The sequence below is a fragment of the Nonomuraea sp. NPDC048901 genome (assembly GCF_040649695.1).
GTDB lineage: Bacteria > Actinomycetota > Actinomycetes > Streptosporangiales > Streptosporangiaceae > Nonomuraea.
Genome location: NZ_JBEZFW010000028.1, coordinates 1 through 16479, shown reverse-complemented (window position 1 = coordinate 16479; position 16479 = coordinate 1). Strand labels below are relative to the sequence as shown.

The following is a 16479-nucleotide window of genomic DNA, read 5'->3' as shown; positions in this document are numbered from 1 at the left end:
GGTTAGCTTTCCTTGACCGCGATCGACTCGACCGTGTTGGCGACGTGCTCGAAGGCGTCGGCCGCCTCCTCAAGGGCGTCGACGACCTCCTTCATCTTCATGACCGTCAACGCGTCGTACTCACCGCTGAACAGCTTGGCCAGCAGCCTTCTGTAGACCTGGTCACCCTGGTTCTCCAGCCGGTTGACCTCGATCCAGTACTCGTTGAGGTTCTTCATCGACCGCAGGCGCGGCATGGCCTCGGCGGTCAGCTCGGCGGCCCGCTCCAGCACCTCCACCTGGCGGACGACGTCCTTGGGGAGGTGGTCGATCTGGTAGAGCACGATGAGGTCGGATGCCGCCTCCATGGCGTCCATCACGTCATCGAGGTTCGAGGCGAGGCGGTAGATGTCCTCACGGTCGAACGGAGTGATGAAGCTCTCATTGAGGCGGTTCATGATCGCATGGGTGCGTTCGTCCCCGGCGTGCTCGCAGGCGCGCATCTTTTCGGCCAGGGTTTCCCTGTCCGATCCCTCACTAATGATCTCGACCAATAGACGGGATGCCGTGACCAGGTTGTTCGCGGAGTCGGCGAACAGGTCGTAGTAGCTGTCCTCACGTGGCGTGAGACGCAGGCGCACGTCGTTCTCCAGATGTGCGGGGATGGTCCGTGGTAGAGAGTACGGGTTACCAGGAGAAATGCGAACTTCATGTCCCCTTCTCCTACTGGCTACCCTTCGTATGGTGTGCGACACCGGGCCGGTTGGTAGTTTGGTTGCCCTTTTTCCACGGCGGGGTGGGGGAGACTTGGCCGTGGGTTTCGGTCACCGCTTGTCCAGTCCATCTTGGTGACATTTCCGGACCACCGCTAGTCCGGTCGTGGGTCGTTGGGGCGTGTCTTCGGACGTCTTGTGTCTACTGGCAGGCACATCGCCGCTGCGCATGGGTTGGACGCTGGGGACGCGCTGCTCTCCGCAAGCCGCCCGTCGGTTTTCAGAGGCGCCCCCGCCAGGTACCCGAGGCCCGCCAGTACTCCGGGGGACGCCCGCCGACCACCTGAGACACGCCCGCCAGTTTCCGAGGGCCACCCGCCCGAGGGGCCCATCCGAGGGAACGCCGCCCAAGGGAGGCCAGGTAGGTCCGTCCGGGAGACGCCCGCCAGCTACCCCGAGGCGCCGCCCACGCCCGCCAGTACTCCGGGGGAGGCCCGTCAGTTACCCCGAGACGCCCGCCAACTGCCCGAGGAGCCCTTGCCAGTTGCCCGAGGGGGCGCCAGCCAGCTTCCTGCAAGTCGCCCGCCAGTACTCCGAGGGACGCCCGCACCCCAGGCAAGCCCCAAACCGCAACAGCTCGCCCCCAAACACCCAGAGCATCCGACCTTCGTCAGAGACCTTCGTCAGAGACCTTCGTCAGAGGCATTCATCGGATCATCATCAGATCTTCGTCCGATGGAAGTTCCGGAACGACCGGGAGGGCGTCGGCCCGCGCTGCCCCTGGTACCGCGACCCGTACTTCGACGACCCGTACGGATGCTCAGCCGGCGAACTCAACCGAAACACACACAGCTGCCCGATCTTCATCCCCGGCCACAGCTTGATCGGCAACGTGGCCACATTGGACAGCTCCAACGTGACATGCCCACTGAACCCCGGATCGATGAACCCGGCAGTCGAGTGAGTCAACAGCCCGAGCCGCCCCAGCGAACTCTTCCCCTCCAGCCGCGACGCCAGGTGATCAGGCAGGCTGATCACCTCGTACGACGAGGCCAGCACGAACTCCCCGGGATGCAGAATGAACGGATCATCCCCTTCAGGCTCCACCATCCGCGTCAGATCCGGCTGCTCCACGGACGGATCGATATGCGGATACCGATGATTCTCAAACACCCGGAAGAACCGATCGAGCCGGACGTCGATACTGGACGGTTGAATCATGTCCCGATCGAACGGATCGAGGGCAAGCCGTCCCGAGTCGATCTCGGCCATGATGTCGCGGTCAGATAGCAGCACGCAGAGCAACCTACCGCGTGCCGGTGGGAAACTCGGGGGGCACGGCTGGCTGATGTGGGCCGAGTTTCCGCTAGAGTGGTGGTCGCGGCTACGGCCGATGCGGGTGTAGTTCAATGGCAGAACATCAGCTTCCCAAGCTGACAGCGCGGGTTCGATTCCCGTCACCCGCTCCACATATGAAAGCCCAGGTAGACCGAGGGACTCGGTGCCTGGGCTTTGATCTTGTCTAGGGTTGTTGATCTCTGCGTGCCATTAACGTGCCATTAGGTCTGCGATCAGCCGACCGGGGCGAGCACGCCAGGCGGGTCATCCTCGTCGTCTTCGCGTGCCTGTTCGTGCCCGATCAAGTGCTTGTCGATCGCTTCCGTGATCACCTTGTCGGCACCTCTGACGGCGTGCTGGTAGATCATCGCGGCCCTGACGTTGTCGTGGCCCATCCTGGCCATCAGGTCCTTGAGCCCTGCCCCGGACTCTGCGGCGATCATGTTCCCGGTGTGGCGGAGATCATGGAAGTGCAGACCAGGAAGGCCGAGCGCGCGGACGGCCTCCGTCCAGCCGGACAGCTTGTTGAAGCCGCTCCGCCGCATCGGACCGCCCTTGATGCCCGCGAACACGAGAGCGCCGTGTTCCGGCTGGACGAAGATCTGCAGGTGCTCCCGGAGTGCCGGGATGATCGCCTGCGGGATGCCGACCACGCGCCGGCCAGCCTTGGACTTCGGCGGCCCGATCACCAACTCACCCGTGGAGCGCTCGACGTATGCGGCCTTGATCCGCACCGTTCCGGCGTCGAGGTCGATGTCACTGCGGGTCAGCGCGGTGATCTCACCCCATCGCAGGCTCGCGAAGGTGGCCAGCAGGACGAAGGTCCGAAAGCGCCGGTTGTGGGTGCCATCGGCCTGCCCTTTGTCGAGCATCTTCCAAAGAGCCTGCTCGGCCGCTGCCCGTGTGGCGAAGACCTCGGGATGAGTTCGCATCTCGCCATGCCGCTGGAACCGGAGCCGGTACGCCTTACCGGACTTCCGGATGTTGCCGATAGGGCGACGCCCGATCGCATCGGCCAGGGCGAAGACCTGAGACACGGTGAGGACGGGCCGTTCCTCCGCCTTCTCATCACCAGCCCCGCGGATCCTGCACGGGTTGCGGGAGATGAGCCGGTCGTCTTCGGCCGCGGTCATCAGGACGGCGCGCAGCAGCCGGTAAGCCTTGGCCGCCATGCTGACCGAGACACCCTTGCTCAGAAGATCAGCACGCCACTGCCGAATCATCGCCGTCGAGAGCTTCCCGAGCGGAACCGCGCCGAGATACGGGGTGATGTGCTTCTTGAGCAGCCAGCGGTACAGGTCCACCGTCCTGGGCCGGAGGCCGGGGCGCTGGTCGATCCAGATTGCCGAATACTCAGCGAGCTTGATCTTGCTCCGCTCCGGATCCGTCCACTCACCGGAGAGGATCTGTCCCTCGATCAGGGTGAGCGCCCGATCCGCGTCGCCCTTGCGCTCGTAGGTGTCCTCTCCGGTCCTGATGCGGCCGTCCGGACCGGGGTAACGGATCTGGAACCGGCCAGAGGGCAGCTTCCGGATGTTGCCGAAACGGCGGTGGTTCTCCTTGTTCGCCATCAGGCGGCCCTCCCGGTTGCGTCGAAGGTCGTCATGGGCGCGACGGTGCCCGCGACGACAAAGGCGATCAGTGCTGACTCACGGATGCGGACATGCCGCCCGACCTTCACGAACTCGATGCGACGTTCGGCGATGAGTCGGCGTACGAAGCGAACCGAGGTGTGCAGCAGCCTGGCCGCCTCTGGCACGGTGAACAGTTGGTCCAAGGTCGCCTCCTTCAGGCCGCTTGTCGAGTTGCCGAAAGATTCTGTGCTTCGAGTCGTTGCAGGTGAGCGCGCCAGCGTTGGCGCTCTGCGACGGATCGGAGCAGCCGGACGCCGATCGGGGCGAGATCGGGGTCACCGGCCTTGAGGGGACGCCAGACGTACCGGTGCGGGTCGGGTGTCTCGTCCGGTTGCCCGAGAGCTTCAAGCACCCAAGTGCGGCGATCCTGCTTGTGTTCTGCCAGCGTCTTGTTCGACCACTTCCGGCTGACCAGGACGCGACGGCCCGCGTAGCCAAGGTGTTCCGGCTTGTGCGCCTTGGACCGGCAGCGGCCGGGCTCCATCCCGGCTTTGGCGCTCTTGGGCTGCACGCCGTACCGCAGCCAGTTAGGGCAGGTGGGCGAGCACGGCTCGTAGCGCAGCGCATCGACGAATCGGGCTGCGTGCTCCCGCTGTGTCTGACGGTCCAAGGTCTCCCCGAGACTCTTGGTGAGGTACTTGGACAGGTACCGAATGCACTGGTCAGCGTCCGGCGACCCGGCGAGCACACCCTTGACATCCACCTGGTCGCCGAAGCGGATGACGTGCATGGGCTCGTCGCCGAGCTGGTCGAGAGCTTCGTCCCAGGTGGGCAGGACCTCGCCCGTGTCAGGGTCGAGATAGCCGATGCCGTCGTTCCAGACGGGTAGGTGCTCGCCCTCGAAGCGTGCTTCGTCGGCCTGGGGCCACCAGACCTGGTGATAGGTGGCCGCCGCTATCTGCTTGATCTCCGCGCGCGGGAGGGTGCCCCGGATGGCCATGTGCAGGTGCGGCGCGAGCCGCTTCTGAGGCTCCACAGTGGCGAAGTACTGCACGTCATAGCCCGCCACACGGCGAAGATTCTGCACGAACCGGTCCACGAGCTTGGAGAAGTGCAGCGCATCGCGGGCCGCCCGCACGTAGTCGTAGCCGTCAGGATCGACGGGCGCGCCATTCATGACCTTGCCATAGCCGGGCAGGGTGAGCGTGACGAACAGCGAGGGCCGGTAGGTCTTGCCGTCCGCAGCCTCGAAGGTCCGCCCCAGCGTGGTGCTGGCCATCTTCTGCTTGGGCAGGTCCGGTGCGTCCTGGCGGCGCTTGGTCGAGCGGACCCGCTTGGAGGCCGTACGACCCAGCACGTTCCCCCGCATCCCAGCCTCGTTGATCTCGATGTCGAGCCCGGTGAGCACGGCGTCCAAGTCGGTGGTGTCGCCGCCGGCCATTTCCTCGTTGTCCCGCTTCGCCTGCATGTCAGCCCGGAACTCGACGAGCCAGCGCTGTCCGTCGGTCGGCTCGTCGGGCGTGATGATGGGCTCCTCGTCGAGGTGCCAGCCCTCACGGCACTGGGCCATGCGGAGTTGCCGGTTGCGCTTCGCGCAGGGAGGGCACTTGCTCTCCAGCGGTGTGCCGCACGGGACATCGACGACCTCTGTCTTGCCGGTGGTCATGTCGAGCCGCTTGAGGGCGATGGGACGGATGCAGACGCCGTGCAACTTGGCGATCTCCTCGGCCACATCGCGGGCGAGCGGTTGAGCCATGCGGACAGCGCGCGGAGTCTTGCGGTCGGTCAACGGACCTCCTCTCCAATCTCGGGGAAGGTGAGCGCGGTCTGTCCGCACTCGCGGCACTCGACCAGGCCACGCAGCGGGTCGAGCCACAGGACATTGAGGGCGCAGCAGACAGCGCAGCGCAGGCCATCGAGGAAGTGGGCGAGCGTCATTCGACCTCACCGACCATCACGCGGATGTCCTCGTCGGAGACGTACGCCGCCCGGACGCGAATTGGATCGGGACTGGTCTCCAGCCGGACGTATCCGACACCAGCGCCCCTCTCCGGACGAGGAGAGATCAGGTCGGCCAGCGCGCCGCGATCTCTCGCCCCGTCGCCGAGAACCATGTCCACCTGTTCCGACTCGTCGAGCCGAAGGGCGATCTTGTCCGGGAAGAGGTTGCGGATGTTCATGACCTCCTTGCGCGGGTCCTGAAGAGCCGCCAGGACGCCGAAGCCGACCGCGCGTCCCTGGGTTGTCAGCGTGGCCAGGGCAGCGGAGATACGCTGCCTGAGCTGCTTGTCGGACTGGTACGCGGTCAGGAACGCCACCTCGTCGACCACGACCAGGACGAAGGGATGGTCGAGGGTCGGCGTGTGCGAGCGTTGCGCCCCGGCGAAACGAGCCGCGCGCTTCTGCATGACGCTCACGGCCTCGTCGAGCAGGTCAGCACAGTCAGCGGGATCGGCCGCGTACCGACCGCCGAAGAGCGCCTTCCCGTACGACAGCTCCATCAGCTTCGGATCGAGCGCCCAGACCTCCACCAGGCCCGCCCGCATGGCAGGCAGGAGCCCACGCACCGCTGACCAGATGATCGAGCCCTTGCCCGCCCCGGTGGCACCAGCGACCAGGACGTGAGTCCCGTGCACCCGGAGCAGCCAAGGAGAGCCGTCCTCCTGCTTGCCGACCTCGACCGGGCCCACGGTCGGTACATCTGAAACGGGAAGTGCCGGTATCGGCGTGGCCAGTGGATCACGGCGTGGGAAGGTCAGCACAAGGCGACCGGCCTTGGCCACCGAGACCCGGCATGACTCCGAGCCGAAGCCATGGGAAAGGTTCTCGATCTTGTCGGCCCAGTCCTTGACTGCCTGGCCGTCGAGCATGCGGACGGTAATCCGGTCGGCCCACGAGTCGCAGGTGACCTTGACCAGCCGTGGAACGTACTCCCGTCCGCGTATGTGCCGAGCCAGACCGGAGACGGTCATGACCGGCTGCCAGTGTCGCCGGTAGATCCAGAACCAGCGTGCGAACGCCATCAGTCGCCAGCCGACCCACCGCGCGAACGTGGGCCTGTCGAGGATCGCCCAGGCGATCAGTCCGGCGAGGGCCGGAGTGACGAGCAGCAGCGCGACGCGCCAGCCGTACGCGAAACAGAGCGTGCCCGGAACGGCGGCCACGGTCAGTGCGAACGGATGCCGCCAGATGGGGCGAACCAGACCGGCGACGAACCGCGCGGTGAAGATGATCAGAGTGATGATCGCCGGGGTCTGGACCACGGTCGGTTTGAAGACCACCGCCGTGTCAGGGGTGGTGGAGACGATGCGGTGCGGCTCGTCGCCGGGCATCCTCTTGAACATTAGGGTGAAGTCCTTCCAAGCATGTGGTGTGTGCGGAAGACCGAGGGGCCGCTGGAAGTTGCCGCTTCCTGCGGCCCCGCTGAACATCAGGCCGCCTCGTCCGCGGTGGCCTTGGCTGTCTGCTTGGAGTGCAGCCGCTCGCAGTCAGCGAGGTATCGAGCGGCGGCGTTGAAGATCTCTTGAGCGACGGTGAGGTCCTGATCGGTCACCGGTCCCGCGGTCGAGACGGTCACCGAGGCGTCCGGGGTGTCGAGGTCGAAGCAGGGCTTGTTGCCGTCGCCCAGCCAGGCGCGAGCCCGCAGCTCCACCGAGTTGAAATAGACGCCGACCCGCGAGGGCTCGCCAGCACGCATGGACACCGTGAGGTAGGTGTACGGGTTAAGAGTCATCGGCCCACTCCCAGCCCGTTCGGCAGGCCGTGGAACATGCGCTCCACCGCGCCGGCGAACATCGCGGCCTCACGCGCCAGACTCCGAGCGAACTCGACGTCGTCGAGGGTGACGTGATCGTTCGCTGAGGTGGTGACAAGCACCTGAGTGCCGCCGAAGACCAGCCCCAGAACGGGTGATCGCAGTGGATACGGATGGTTGCGCACGTCGGCGCCCTGACCGGCCTTGAGATTGATCGTGCTGGCTGGGAAGGCCTTGCGCCGCCCCATCACGCCGCGTCCTTGGTCGCGGTCGCCTTGGCAGCGGGACGAGGAGCGCGCATCTCGCGAACCTTGATCGAGTACGCCAGCCGCCCGGCCTGGTTGACGTACGGCGTGACCGCCATGTGGTCGAAGTCCACCGGTGTGAACGGCAGTCCCGGCATGGGAGCCGGAGGAACTGGCTGCACCGGGTTGAGGATCTTCACGGCCACCGTTTTCTGAGCGGCCTTGAGCGACGGGTCCGCGTCCATGACCGTGACCTGCCAGACGAGCTCGCCCGTCTGCTTGTCGCGGGCCTGGACGAAGCGCCCGTTGGTCGAGGCGTCGAAGTCCTTGACGGGCTCGACCTCGCCAACGATGTAGCAGCCGTGCGGGAAGACCATGTCGAACGTGACGGGGATGGGACCTTGCAGTGCCATGGGGCTTGCTCCTAGCTAGTCGTCTTGTCGCTAACTCGTCTTGTCGAGTTGTCATGAAGGTACCCGTGGATCGGCGACTCGACAACACGAGTTAGCGGGAAATCTTCAAGATCTTTTTGAGCGTACGACAAATCAACCCATAAGCCATTGCGGCAAAGCGTGACGATCGATACAAATGTCGATCAAACGCTGGCGTTGGCAAGGTGGCGGTATGTCATAGGTCCGTGGTGGCCGCGAGGCAGGCGTGAGGCGTATGGCGACCATTTGGGAAGTGTGTCCGTGAATCAGCACCAAGATGTTCGGCAGTTCTACTCGAGCAAACTGGGTGAGCCGGTTCGTGAAGCCTTATTCATAAAGGGCGAATATAAGATCGGCGTCCTCAAATGGGATGCTTCTGTAGCCACCGGTGGGGTTGCCCTGTATGCAACACTAGGATCTAGTGACTATCCGCTGCCTGGCAGAGACTTGGATCACCGCCAGGAATTCTTCATCGGCTTTGCTCCGGAATGGGACGACATCGCCGAGCCGCTGGCTCAATTGGGAAGCTATGCACAATACCGGGGCGTAAGCCTAGAGTCGGGGCACATCCTGCGCTTGCCTGGCGAACATGCGGAAGGGGCGTGGCTGGGCGGCTTTCTGGTTGTCGCGCCTTACGACGATATGTTCTCAGAAGCCGCTCTGGCTGACGGTAGGCACGTGGAATTCCTGATGGCAGTTCCTCTCTATGCAGACGAGCTCAATTTCGCTGCCACGTATGGGGTCGAAGCCCTACGAGACGCCATGTCGCGTGACAACATTCCCTTTTGGAAATCCAGCCGCCAGTCCACCTTCCGTTGAAGGCCTTCCTGTCCCGGCTGAGCTGAGCGTAAGGAGCAGGAGCGTCGAAGGAAGGGGCTATGAGCTAAAGCGAATAAGAGTCCTCTAGCTCGTGAAGATTGCCGGGCAGCACCAAGTCCACGATGAGTGCGGGCCGCCCTCCGCCGTTGAACACACTTGCCAGCACCCCGAGGACTGGCGTGGTCTTGCGGATCTCTATGAGCTTGGCCTCGTCGGCAGAGGGGTGCCTGGCACTCAGACGTTCGACGACGTGTTGGAGCTTGAGACCCTTGGTTGCCGCGAGATGCTGCCTGATGCCGGCTGACAGTGGCGCTGCCTCGCTGAGTTGCGTGCCATCGGCGTGATGTGCCGGGCACCAGACGGTAACGAGGTCGGTGGGCTGCTCAGCGTCGCGAAACAGGACGCGACGCCGTACCACGGGAGACCCCTCGGGCACGTCAAGGAGCTTCGCCACCGAGGCGGTCGCGGTGAGTGGTCCGGCGTCAACGACCGAGCAGTTCTCCTCGGCTTCCACTCGATCTAGGACAGCCCGCCCAGGCCGGGTGCTCTGATCCGTCGAGACGGGCGGAGTCGCCCTTACGAAGGATCCCTTGCCGTGCTCCCGCTCGATGATGCCCCGAAGCTGGAGGACTTGGAGCGCCCGCACGACGGTGGGACGGCTCACCCTGAACTCACGGACAAGCTGAGTCTCGGAAGGCAGCAGAGAGCCCGGGGAATAGGTTCCGTCCGCGATCTTCTGCCTGATCGCCTGCACGATCTGGGCGTACTTCGGCGGCGCGAACTCTTCAGACGACATGACGACCATCCAACAACTCGACTTGTCGTTAAGCCTAGTTCGAGTCGGACGGCCTGTCTTCCCCTCAGGCGAGGAAACGTTCGGCATGGCGGGGGACTATCTGACTGCGCAACAGACGTCCCCCACCAACCGAGACGCGACGGTCATGGGCGCCCGGTATAGCCCACCGTCACGCCTGCTTTATCGAGCCCCACCGTCGAGCAGAGCCAGCCAGACATCTTGTGCCTCGCTGAACCGCCATCGGTAGGTCTCATGGCTCTGCACCGACCCGTGGCTCCGCTGAGTTCTGCGGATGAAAGCCTGACCGGCTGCGTGGCAGAGCTCGTACACCGTGTCCACGCAGTCGCAGGTCCAGGCGGCCACGCGGACGCGTTCCTCCGCCTTGAAAGGGTCTCGCCAGACCAGGCGCATGTGATCCGGACGGGCAGGGGCGACATGGAAGCTGAGGCAGTCGGCAATCAGGCTCACGACAGTGCCCCTGCCTTGCCGGTCCCGTTGCATCGCCAGCAGTCGTCCCGGTGCCGCTCGCCGGAAGAGGCGTCAGCGGAGTTCTCGGCCGCCACCAGGACGCGGCGCAGGCTCACGTACTTCCAGCCCCGCCCCGAGCAGGAAACACATCGCGCAGTCATGCAACGAGGATTGCCCGAGGCTCTGTCACGTCTCGATCGCTCCCCAGTACCGTCTGTGATCGACTTGTCTCTTTCCGTCTCCTCTTTGTCTCGTCCTCGCTCGTCTCTGTCGCTAACCTGGGCCCATATGGCACCCCAGCCCGAGGCGCGGATCATGACTGACCAGCCGATCCTGTTGAAGACACTCCTGACGCAACGCCACTGGCAGACATACAGCACGTTCTGTAAGGAGTACGACAAGGCGGCCAAGAAGGTGGACCCCTCGTTGCAGGGTGGTTGGCCGAGCCGTGCGCAACTCCACCGTTGGCTGACCGGCGAACTCAAGGGCTTGCCGTACTCCGGCCACTGCCGTGTCCTGGAGGCGATGTTCCCCGGCAGGTCGGCCCACGAACTGTTCTCCACGCACACCGCCGAAGTGCCCACACCGAGGACAGAGCCGGAGCCAGCCAGAAGCGCCGACCCCGAGACCGAGATCTGCGCCATGCCGCAGATGGCCGATGTGACCGCTGTCTTCAGCAGCCGCTCTGCTTTCTCCTCCGCCTATCCCGCCTCGACTCTGTTCGACAGCGCGAAGGAGATCAACGCGGCGGGCCTGTCGCTCAACGTGCTTTGCCAGGGTTATCCCGATCATCAGCTCCGGCGCCTCCTGGACTCCGGCACCCGGATCCGGTGCCTCTTCCTCGACCCGAAGGGTCAGGCGATTCGCGCACGCGAGGCGGAAGAGCGCTACACAGACAGCACGTTGACGACCCTTACGGCGCTCAACATCACCATGCTGACCAGGTTGCGCGACCGGCTTGACACCGCATCGGCTCAGCGCCTTGAACTGCACGTCTACGACGAGACGATCCGGTTCAACCTCTTGATCGTGGACCGGGCGTTCTGCGTGGTGCAGCCATACCTGCCGCAGGCCCGCGGAGTCGATTCACCTACCTTGGTGATGAGAGATAACACCGCTGCTGACGGCCTGTTTCCCGTCTTCGACCAGGTGTTCAACGAGATGTGGGAGCGGAGCGAACCCGTATGACCATCGACGCCCGGACCCTCCTCCCCATCGCTGAACACGCCGTGTCGATGGCCAGCGAGATTATCCGGACCAAGGCTCCTGGCGTCGTCACGGCCAAGGGCGACCGGGACATGGCCACGGAGGTGGATTACGCCGTCGAACAGGCCGTCCGCGAGTTCCTGTCCCGAGAGACACCGGAGATCGGATTCCTCGGCGAAGAGGAGGGCGTCAGCCACACCGGTGATGGCCTGATGTGGGCGCTCGACCCAGTGGACGGGACGGCCAACTTCCTGCACGGCATCCCACTCTGCGCCGTCTCTCTTGGCCTGGTCGACAAGGACATGCCCACGCTCGGAGTCATCGACCTGCCGCTGCTCGGCATCCGCTACGTCGGCGCAGAAGGAGCAGGCGCCCAAGCCAACGGCTCCGACATCCGGGTGAGTGACGCCCGCGACTTGGAGGCCGCCATCGTGGCCTTGGGCGATTACGCGGTGGGGGAGAACGCTCTGGAGCGGAACCGGCCCCGCTTCGCCTTGACTCATGAGTTGGCAGCGCGGGTTCAGCGCGTACGGATGTTCGGCTCAGCCGCGATCGACCTGGCATGGGTGGCGGACGGCAAGATCGACGCCAACATCATGCTGAGCAACAATCCATGGGACACCGCCGCAGGCGTCGTCATCGCCCGCGAAGCCGGCGCCACCGTGGTCGACATCGACGGCAGCCCGCACAGCATGACCGCTCACGCGACCATCGCCGCTAGTCCGAAGCTGGTGGCTGATCTCGTCGAACTCATCGCTGAGGCGCGCAAGGATGCGAGATACAGCCAGCGCACTGCCGAATAGTTCTTGTAGGTATCAAGGCGGCGGCGCGGCGCGCCGCCGCACTCCCGGCCCTCCGCCCGCCCGCCGTCCGGGCGTGAGGCCTGGGGGCCGGTCCCGGACGGCGGCGGGGCACCGGGCCGGGCGCCGCACACCTGCCGCGCCGTACCGACCGAACGCTCCGACCGGGGTTGCCACGCCGCCGCGCAGATACAGCCCTTACGATCGCCACGGCGTGGTCGGCCGCCGTGCGTGGTTGGGGGCGATCGACGATCCAGGGTTCGTTCCTCACCCTGGCTCACGGAGCAAGGCGGCTGATCACCGATTAGGGCGTGCGGGGTTGTGCACTGTGGGGGCCACATTCATGACCCTTGGCTGAGGAAGTCCACGGGGCGCTCGGGACACTCCAAGCAGACGAACGCGTAGAGCGATCCAGCGTCCTGGATCATGAGATCGGTGGGGTTCTGCACTTCCGGAGGGGCGTGAGGGGTGAGCAGCGGACGCTCTTCGATGGGAGCCCAACGCTTGCCGCTCTCGATGTCGAGTTCCCAGCTCGCAATTGTCAGCAGGTGTGCCATCTCGTGGCCTCTGCCGCACTCGAACTGCACCGGATCCTGGATCCAGTCCACCCAGCCCCCAATTTTGCTCCCAGGAGCAGCTGAGAGGTGCGAGGAATAACTCCAGTCATCAGAGTTCGAGGGATCCTTTTCCCAAGCCCAGATCCGATCCGTGAGCTCAGCGGGAAGTTCCCAGTCTCCCGGGTACTCCTCCACCCGCTCTGGCCACAGTACGCAAGGCGTGGGTAGATACGAGTGGTCGCTGTCAGGATCTGGCTCGGGGGCCTCACTGAGCAGACTCCCGACCTCTTCCGACTTCCGCCAGCGCACGATCGTATGAGGCTGAAAGTACGGCTCGTGATCGAGCGGGCACCACAACACTTGGAGGGCGTCGGTGCCATCGAGGAAGGGCAGCTCGGGAACATCTCGAGCGAAAAGCTGCATGACTGGGATCAGCGGAAGTGGATCCCAACCTTCCGAGGGGTCATGAGACAGCGGCTCAGGACAGATTGGCCAAGGCTCATCCGCAGGCCACAACAACGGCCCGCCCATGGAACTGTCCGTGATGGCCGGCTTTCCCCGACGCGGATGCAGTCGAACTGTGGTCCGGCGCTGACCTGCCAGTTCAGGGAAGACAGCCGCTACATCGAACGGCGCCGAGGGCGTCGTCAACCCCATGCTCACCACTCCGATCACAACAGACGACGTCGTAATGGCACACCGTAGAGCAGAGAACCGACAGAACGAATCCCTGTTCGCGGCTGTGATCGTCGTGCCATTAGCGTGCCATTAAGGGCGGTGACGAGGGGTCACCCACGGTCACTCACGACCGGCCTCAGTCGCAGGCCAGCGCGTCCACTAGCCAAGATCCCTGCAATTCCCAAGCTGACAGCGCGGGTTCGATTCCCGTCACCCGCTCCACAAGCAAGGCCTTCGAAGAGGGGCGCTTCGCGCTCAATAGCTCAGACTGTGTCCAGTGGGGGCGCGGCCCCCACACCCCGCTCAACTGCATCGCCTTCGCGCATGGGGCGCTTCGCGCCGATCAAGCTCAGACTGTGTCTATTGGGGCTCCGCCCCAAACCCCGAAACGAGGGGCTACCGCCCCTCGAGCTCCCCGATCGCTGGGCCCACCAAGAGTAGTTTCTTTGTCGACCTGAGTTCGGGTCGGTAAGGCCGGGTGGCCGTTGACATCGATGTGAATCGGAGCAGGAAGCCGTACAGCTGGGAAGCAGCGAGAAGGCTGCTGTGCCTCTGCTCAACGCCGGGGTCCATCCTTTCTCGAAGCAGGAGGCATAACCACGGCATGACGGCGCGGCCCCCTGGGAAGAACCGCGCCGCCACGCCTGCTCAGAGCGCTCGGCCGGAGACCAGCGACACCCACACGGCGCCTGCCTCGTCGAGTGGCAAGGGGTGGGTCTCGAGGGCTTCTGTCTTGGCCTGCGTCGTGGTGCGTCGGATGAATGCTCGGCTGCTGACGTAGCAGAGTTCATAGATCGTGTCGCGGCAGGAGCAGGTCCAGGCGATCACTCGGACTCGTCCGCCCGACCATGCGGGCAGCCAGTCCAGCCGGTGGACGTCCCGCTTCGGAGCCGCGACATGCGGGCTCACGCAGTCCATGATGATCTCCATTACGCGGCCCTCCTCCTGCCAACGCCCGAGCACTTAAAGCAAGCGACCTGCCCCGAGGCCTCAGCGATGCCGCCGATGCGACGCTGACTATCGGCACGGCCCTTGCGCACCCAGCGCCATCCCTTCGCGCGCTAGGCCCGGCACCTCTCACTCGTCGGCTCATCGTTGGCGTTCATGGATCAAGAGTCTTCAGCTGCGGTTATCGGTCCCATCCCGAGCCGTGATCCTCAGGCCGGATAGGCGGGATCCCTTAACGGAATGATCGCGACGCGTGAGCGTGTAGTTACCGGCAGTCCAAGGACGCAAGGGGAAACGGCAGATGCCCGCAGAAGCGGCCCAACCGGTCGCCATACCGGCTGACCTCTGGCAACGCCCCGAAATGCTCCACGCGCTCCGAAATCGCGACATCGGCCATCTCTTCCGGCTTGTCCGCCAGTTCGCCGGGGTGAGTCCGACTCGTATCGGCGTCGCCGTCGGCCTCAGCCAGGGCAAAGTCAGCGAAATCATGAAGGGCAGTGTCCAGGTCACCTCGCTGGACGTCTTCGAGCGCGTCGCCGACGGTCTGCGCATGCCCGACGCCGCTCGGATGAGTCTCGGCCTGGCGCCGCATGTCGTCACCGGCGTCCCGGTTCCGCGTACACCCATCCTGGCAGGGGATGGGACACCAACAAGTGCGCTGCCTAGCGTGGAACAAGTTGCCGTCGGCCCGCGTCAGCAGGACGCCCCTCAAGACGTAGATGTGCTCACGCTGGCCTGGATAGTCGGAAGGCTGGACGCACACGTGGACCGTCGAACCATGCTCATCCTCGCCGCAGGCATGACCGCCGAAGCCGCAGCTTCCATCGCTGACCCGTGGGAGCGCCTGACCCGGGCTCTGAGTGGACCGCAGGCGCTCGACGAGGACACCGTCGAGCGCCTCGAAGCCCGCACCATCGGCTTCCACCGCCTGGAGTACACGCTCCCCGCCCGGTCCATCTACCAGGGCTTGACCAGCCACATCAACGAGCTGAGCAGCCTTCTGCAGAGCAGCCCGCCTGACCGCTTCCGCCGCCGCCTGGCCGCCACCGCGGGGGAAGCCGCCACTCTTGCTTCCTGGCTCGCATGGGACCTCCAACAGCCTGCGCAGTCCGCCTCGTTCGACCGCGTGTCGGCGCTGGCGGCCAAGGAGAGCGGGCATTCCGTCATCCAGGCATGCACCTATGCCTACAAGTCTTACGCCGTGGAAGGAAAAGCCGCCTTGCAGTTGGTACGGCAGGCGCAGCAGTTCATTCCCGCTCAGGGCGACGACGCGACGCGAGCATGGCTGCTCAGCCGAGAAGCCGAAGAACTGGCCGCTCTCGGTGACCGTTACGCCGTTCAACTACTGCACCAGGCCGAGGAGGTATACAGCGGCGCACGACCTCACCGCGAACGTGCCTGGACCCGCTTCCTTGACCCGGGTCGCATGGCCGCCTTCCAGCTCTCCACCTACATCCAACTCGGCGACGAGCGCCACGTCATCGACGCCGGCCAGGCCGCCCTCAGCTCCATCGCCCAAGACGCCCACCCCAAGCGAGCAGTCGTCGTCTACACCGACGTAGCCCAAGCACAGTTCCAGCTCGGCGACATCACCGAGGGACTCACCTACGCTCGCCGAGCTCTAGAGTCCGCACAGCGCAGCGAGTCAACCTGGGCCCTCCAGCACCTCGCCACCATCGAGAAGACCCTTGCAGCCCACAAGGACCAGGCCGCCCGTGAACTGCTCGGCGACCTCATCTCTACACGCCGGACTCTGGGCTCGTCTCCCGCCTGATCCACTCCAGATAGTCGGCCGTCCCGCCACCAGCGAAACGGCGACGATCTCGGGGACCTCGTAGGAGTGCAGCTCCCGAACACAGGCGGCCAAGTCCTCGAAACGCTCCACGGTCGTCTTCATCAGCAACAGCCACTCGTCGGCTCGTTGTACCTCACCGCCCCACCAGTAGGTCGAGACGATCGGTGCCACCACCTGAGCCGCCGCAGCCAACCGGCGCCCCACAACCGCCGAACACATCTGGTCCGCCAGCTCACGGCTATCCACCGTCACACGAACCTCTATGCAGTCAGCCACACCGCTCTGTCTGGTCTCACTTGATGCTTGACGCTTTGGCATCGGATGATGCTTGACACTCCTAGCTGATCTTTCGCTTCTTAGTATGCGCCTGGGACTTGA

General features: G+C 64.8%; 18 protein-coding genes, 1 tRNA gene and 1 pseudogene. 5 read left to right on the top strand and 15 right to left on the bottom strand.

Annotated features, from left to right (window positions below; genetic code table 11):
- Positions 1–2: 2 nt before the first annotated feature.
- The gene (locus tag AB0C30_RS53000; RefSeq protein ID WP_225294450.1) at positions 3–620 is read right to left on the bottom strand and encodes a DUF47 family protein; all 618 of its coding nucleotides are present in this window, start codon (positions 618–620) and stop codon (positions 3–5) included.
- A gap of 792 nt (positions 621–1412) precedes the next feature.
- On the bottom strand, positions 1413–1988 hold the full coding sequence (gene dcd / locus AB0C30_RS52995; protein ID WP_357959004.1) for a dCTP deaminase: 576 nt from the start codon (positions 1986–1988) through the stop codon (positions 1413–1415).
- A gap of 99 nt (positions 1989–2087) precedes the next feature.
- On the opposite strand from dcd, the gene AB0C30_RS52990 reads away from it, so the two are divergent.
- Positions 2088–2161, top strand: a tRNA-Gly gene (locus AB0C30_RS52990).
- Between the two features lie 102 nt (positions 2162–2263).
- Here the strand turns inward: AB0C30_RS52990 and AB0C30_RS52985 are convergent.
- The 8 genes from AB0C30_RS52985 to AB0C30_RS52950 all read right to left on the bottom strand — a co-directional run bounded on the left by AB0C30_RS52985 (position 2264) and on the right by AB0C30_RS52950 (position 8016).
- Positions 2264–3601, bottom strand: a complete 1338-nt coding sequence (locus AB0C30_RS52985) for a site-specific integrase (protein ID WP_357959002.1) — start codon at positions 3599–3601, stop codon at positions 2264–2266.
- Positions 3601–3807, bottom strand: coding sequence for a helix-turn-helix domain-containing protein (locus tag AB0C30_RS52980; RefSeq protein WP_357958999.1), 207 nt, complete (start codon positions 3805–3807; stop codon positions 3601–3603). Before AB0C30_RS52980 ends, AB0C30_RS52985 begins: the two co-directional genes overlap by 1 nt.
- 11 nt (positions 3808–3818) lie before the next feature.
- Entirely contained in the window at positions 3819–5360 is a 1542-nt protein-coding gene (locus AB0C30_RS52975; protein ID WP_357959302.1) for a replication initiator, read from the bottom strand.
- Positions 5361–5389: 29 nt separating this feature from the next.
- Positions 5390–5542 carry a hypothetical protein gene (locus tag AB0C30_RS52970; protein ID WP_357958996.1) on the bottom strand — a complete coding sequence of 51 codons (153 nt, stop codon included), beginning with the start codon at positions 5540–5542 and terminating at the stop codon, positions 5390–5392.
- The gene (locus AB0C30_RS52965) at positions 5539–6948 is read right to left on the bottom strand and encodes an FtsK/SpoIIIE domain-containing protein (RefSeq protein ID WP_357958993.1); all 1410 of its coding nucleotides are present in this window, start codon (positions 6946–6948) and stop codon (positions 5539–5541) included. Before AB0C30_RS52965 ends, AB0C30_RS52970 begins: the two co-directional genes overlap by 4 nt.
- Positions 6949–7034: 86 nt before the next feature.
- Positions 7035–7337, bottom strand: a complete 303-nt coding sequence (locus AB0C30_RS52960; RefSeq protein ID WP_357958990.1) for a hypothetical protein — start codon at positions 7335–7337, stop codon at positions 7035–7037.
- Positions 7334–7609 (bottom strand): hypothetical protein, encoded by a 276-nt coding sequence (locus tag AB0C30_RS52955; RefSeq protein ID WP_357958987.1) that lies wholly within the window; start codon positions 7607–7609, stop codon positions 7334–7336. The genes AB0C30_RS52960 and AB0C30_RS52955 overlap by 4 nt, the downstream gene beginning before the upstream one ends.
- Positions 7606–8016: a plasmid replication, integration and excision activator gene (locus AB0C30_RS52950; protein WP_357958984.1), complete on the bottom strand. Its 411-nt coding sequence runs from the start codon at positions 8014–8016 to the stop codon at positions 7606–7608. The genes AB0C30_RS52955 and AB0C30_RS52950 overlap by 4 nt, the downstream gene beginning before the upstream one ends.
- A gap of 279 nt (positions 8017–8295) precedes the next feature.
- Here AB0C30_RS52950 and AB0C30_RS52945 point away from each other — a divergent pair, with 279 nt between their 5' ends.
- Positions 8296–8853 carry a suppressor of fused domain protein gene (locus AB0C30_RS52945; protein WP_357958981.1) on the top strand — a complete coding sequence of 186 codons (558 nt, stop codon included), beginning with the start codon at positions 8296–8298 and terminating at the stop codon, positions 8851–8853.
- 64 nt (positions 8854–8917) lie between these two features.
- On the opposite strand, the gene AB0C30_RS52940 is transcribed toward AB0C30_RS52945, so the two are convergent.
- Positions 8918–9658 carry a GntR family transcriptional regulator gene (locus AB0C30_RS52940; protein WP_357958979.1) on the bottom strand — a complete coding sequence of 247 codons (741 nt, stop codon included), beginning with the start codon at positions 9656–9658 and terminating at the stop codon, positions 8918–8920.
- A 455-nt stretch (positions 9659–10113) separates the two neighbouring features.
- Entirely contained in the window at positions 10114–10278 is a 165-nt protein-coding gene (locus tag AB0C30_RS52935) for a hypothetical protein (RefSeq protein ID WP_357958976.1), read from the bottom strand.
- Between the two features lie 127 nt (positions 10279–10405).
- On the opposite strand from AB0C30_RS52935, the gene AB0C30_RS52930 reads away from it, so the two are divergent.
- Entirely contained in the window at positions 10406–11305 is a 900-nt protein-coding gene (locus AB0C30_RS52930) for a DUF5919 domain-containing protein (protein ID WP_357958972.1), read from the top strand.
- Positions 11302–12126, top strand: coding sequence for an inositol monophosphatase (locus tag AB0C30_RS52925; protein ID WP_357958969.1), 825 nt, complete (start codon positions 11302–11304; stop codon positions 12124–12126). Before AB0C30_RS52930 ends, AB0C30_RS52925 begins: the two co-directional genes overlap by 4 nt.
- A 338-nt stretch (positions 12127–12464) precedes the next feature.
- Here AB0C30_RS52925 and AB0C30_RS52920 read toward each other — a convergent pair whose 3' ends face one another.
- Together AB0C30_RS52920 and AB0C30_RS52915 are read right to left on the bottom strand one after the other, a co-directional pair.
- Positions 12465–13103, bottom strand: coding sequence for a hypothetical protein (locus tag AB0C30_RS52920; protein WP_357958966.1), 639 nt, complete (start codon positions 13101–13103; stop codon positions 12465–12467).
- Between the two features lie 903 nt (positions 13104–14006).
- A complete protein-coding gene (locus AB0C30_RS52915) occupies positions 14007–14288 on the bottom strand; it encodes a hypothetical protein (RefSeq protein WP_357958964.1) in 282 nt (93 codons plus the stop codon).
- A 319-nt stretch (positions 14289–14607) separates the two neighbouring features.
- Here AB0C30_RS52915 and AB0C30_RS52910 point away from each other — a divergent pair, with 319 nt between their 5' ends.
- Positions 14608–16080 (top strand): helix-turn-helix domain-containing protein, encoded by a 1473-nt coding sequence (locus AB0C30_RS52910; RefSeq protein ID WP_357958961.1) that lies wholly within the window; start codon positions 14608–14610, stop codon positions 16078–16080.
- Positions 16081–16155: 75 nt separating this feature from the next.
- On the opposite strand, the pseudogene cutA reads toward AB0C30_RS52910, so the two are convergent.
- A pseudogene (gene cutA / locus AB0C30_RS52905) lies at positions 16156–16320 on the bottom strand (divalent cation tolerance protein CutA); the annotation flags it as partial.
- Between the last annotated feature and the right edge of the window lie 159 nt (positions 16321–16479).

Coding starts and splice junctions, on each gene's coding strand:
- AB0C30_RS52975 (WP_357959302.1), bottom strand. CDS start 5,360: ATGGCTCAACCGCTCGCCCGCGATGTGGCCGAGGAGATCGCCAAGTTG.
- AB0C30_RS52985 (WP_357959002.1), bottom strand. CDS start 3,601: ATGGCGAACAAGGAGAACCACCGCCGTTTCGGCAACATCCGGAAGCTG.
- AB0C30_RS52930 (WP_357958972.1), top strand. CDS start 10,406: ATGGCACCCCAGCCCGAGGCGCGGATCATGACTGACCAGCCGATCCTG.
- AB0C30_RS52960 (WP_357958990.1), bottom strand. CDS start 7,337: ATGACTCTTAACCCGTACACCTACCTCACGGTGTCCATGCGTGCTGGC.
- AB0C30_RS52935 (WP_357958976.1), bottom strand. CDS start 10,278: ATGACTGCGCGATGTGTTTCCTGCTCGGGGCGGGGCTGGAAGTACGTG.
- AB0C30_RS52920 (WP_357958966.1), bottom strand. CDS start 13,103: ATGCAGCTTTTCGCTCGAGATGTTCCCGAGCTGCCCTTCCTCGATGGC.
- AB0C30_RS52910 (WP_357958961.1), top strand. CDS start 14,608: ATGCCCGCAGAAGCGGCCCAACCGGTCGCCATACCGGCTGACCTCTGG.
- AB0C30_RS52925 (WP_357958969.1), top strand. CDS start 11,302: ATGACCATCGACGCCCGGACCCTCCTCCCCATCGCTGAACACGCCGTG.
- AB0C30_RS52915 (WP_357958964.1), bottom strand. CDS start 14,288: ATGGAGATCATCATGGACTGCGTGAGCCCGCATGTCGCGGCTCCGAAG.
- AB0C30_RS52965 (WP_357958993.1), bottom strand. CDS start 6,948: ATGTTCAAGAGGATGCCCGGCGACGAGCCGCACCGCATCGTCTCCACC.
- AB0C30_RS52940 (WP_357958979.1), bottom strand. CDS start 9,658: ATGGTCGTCATGTCGTCTGAAGAGTTCGCGCCGCCGAAGTACGCCCAG.
- AB0C30_RS52970 (WP_357958996.1), bottom strand. CDS start 5,542: ATGACGCTCGCCCACTTCCTCGATGGCCTGCGCTGCGCTGTCTGCTGC.
- AB0C30_RS52950 (WP_357958984.1), bottom strand. CDS start 8,016: ATGGCACTGCAAGGTCCCATCCCCGTCACGTTCGACATGGTCTTCCCG.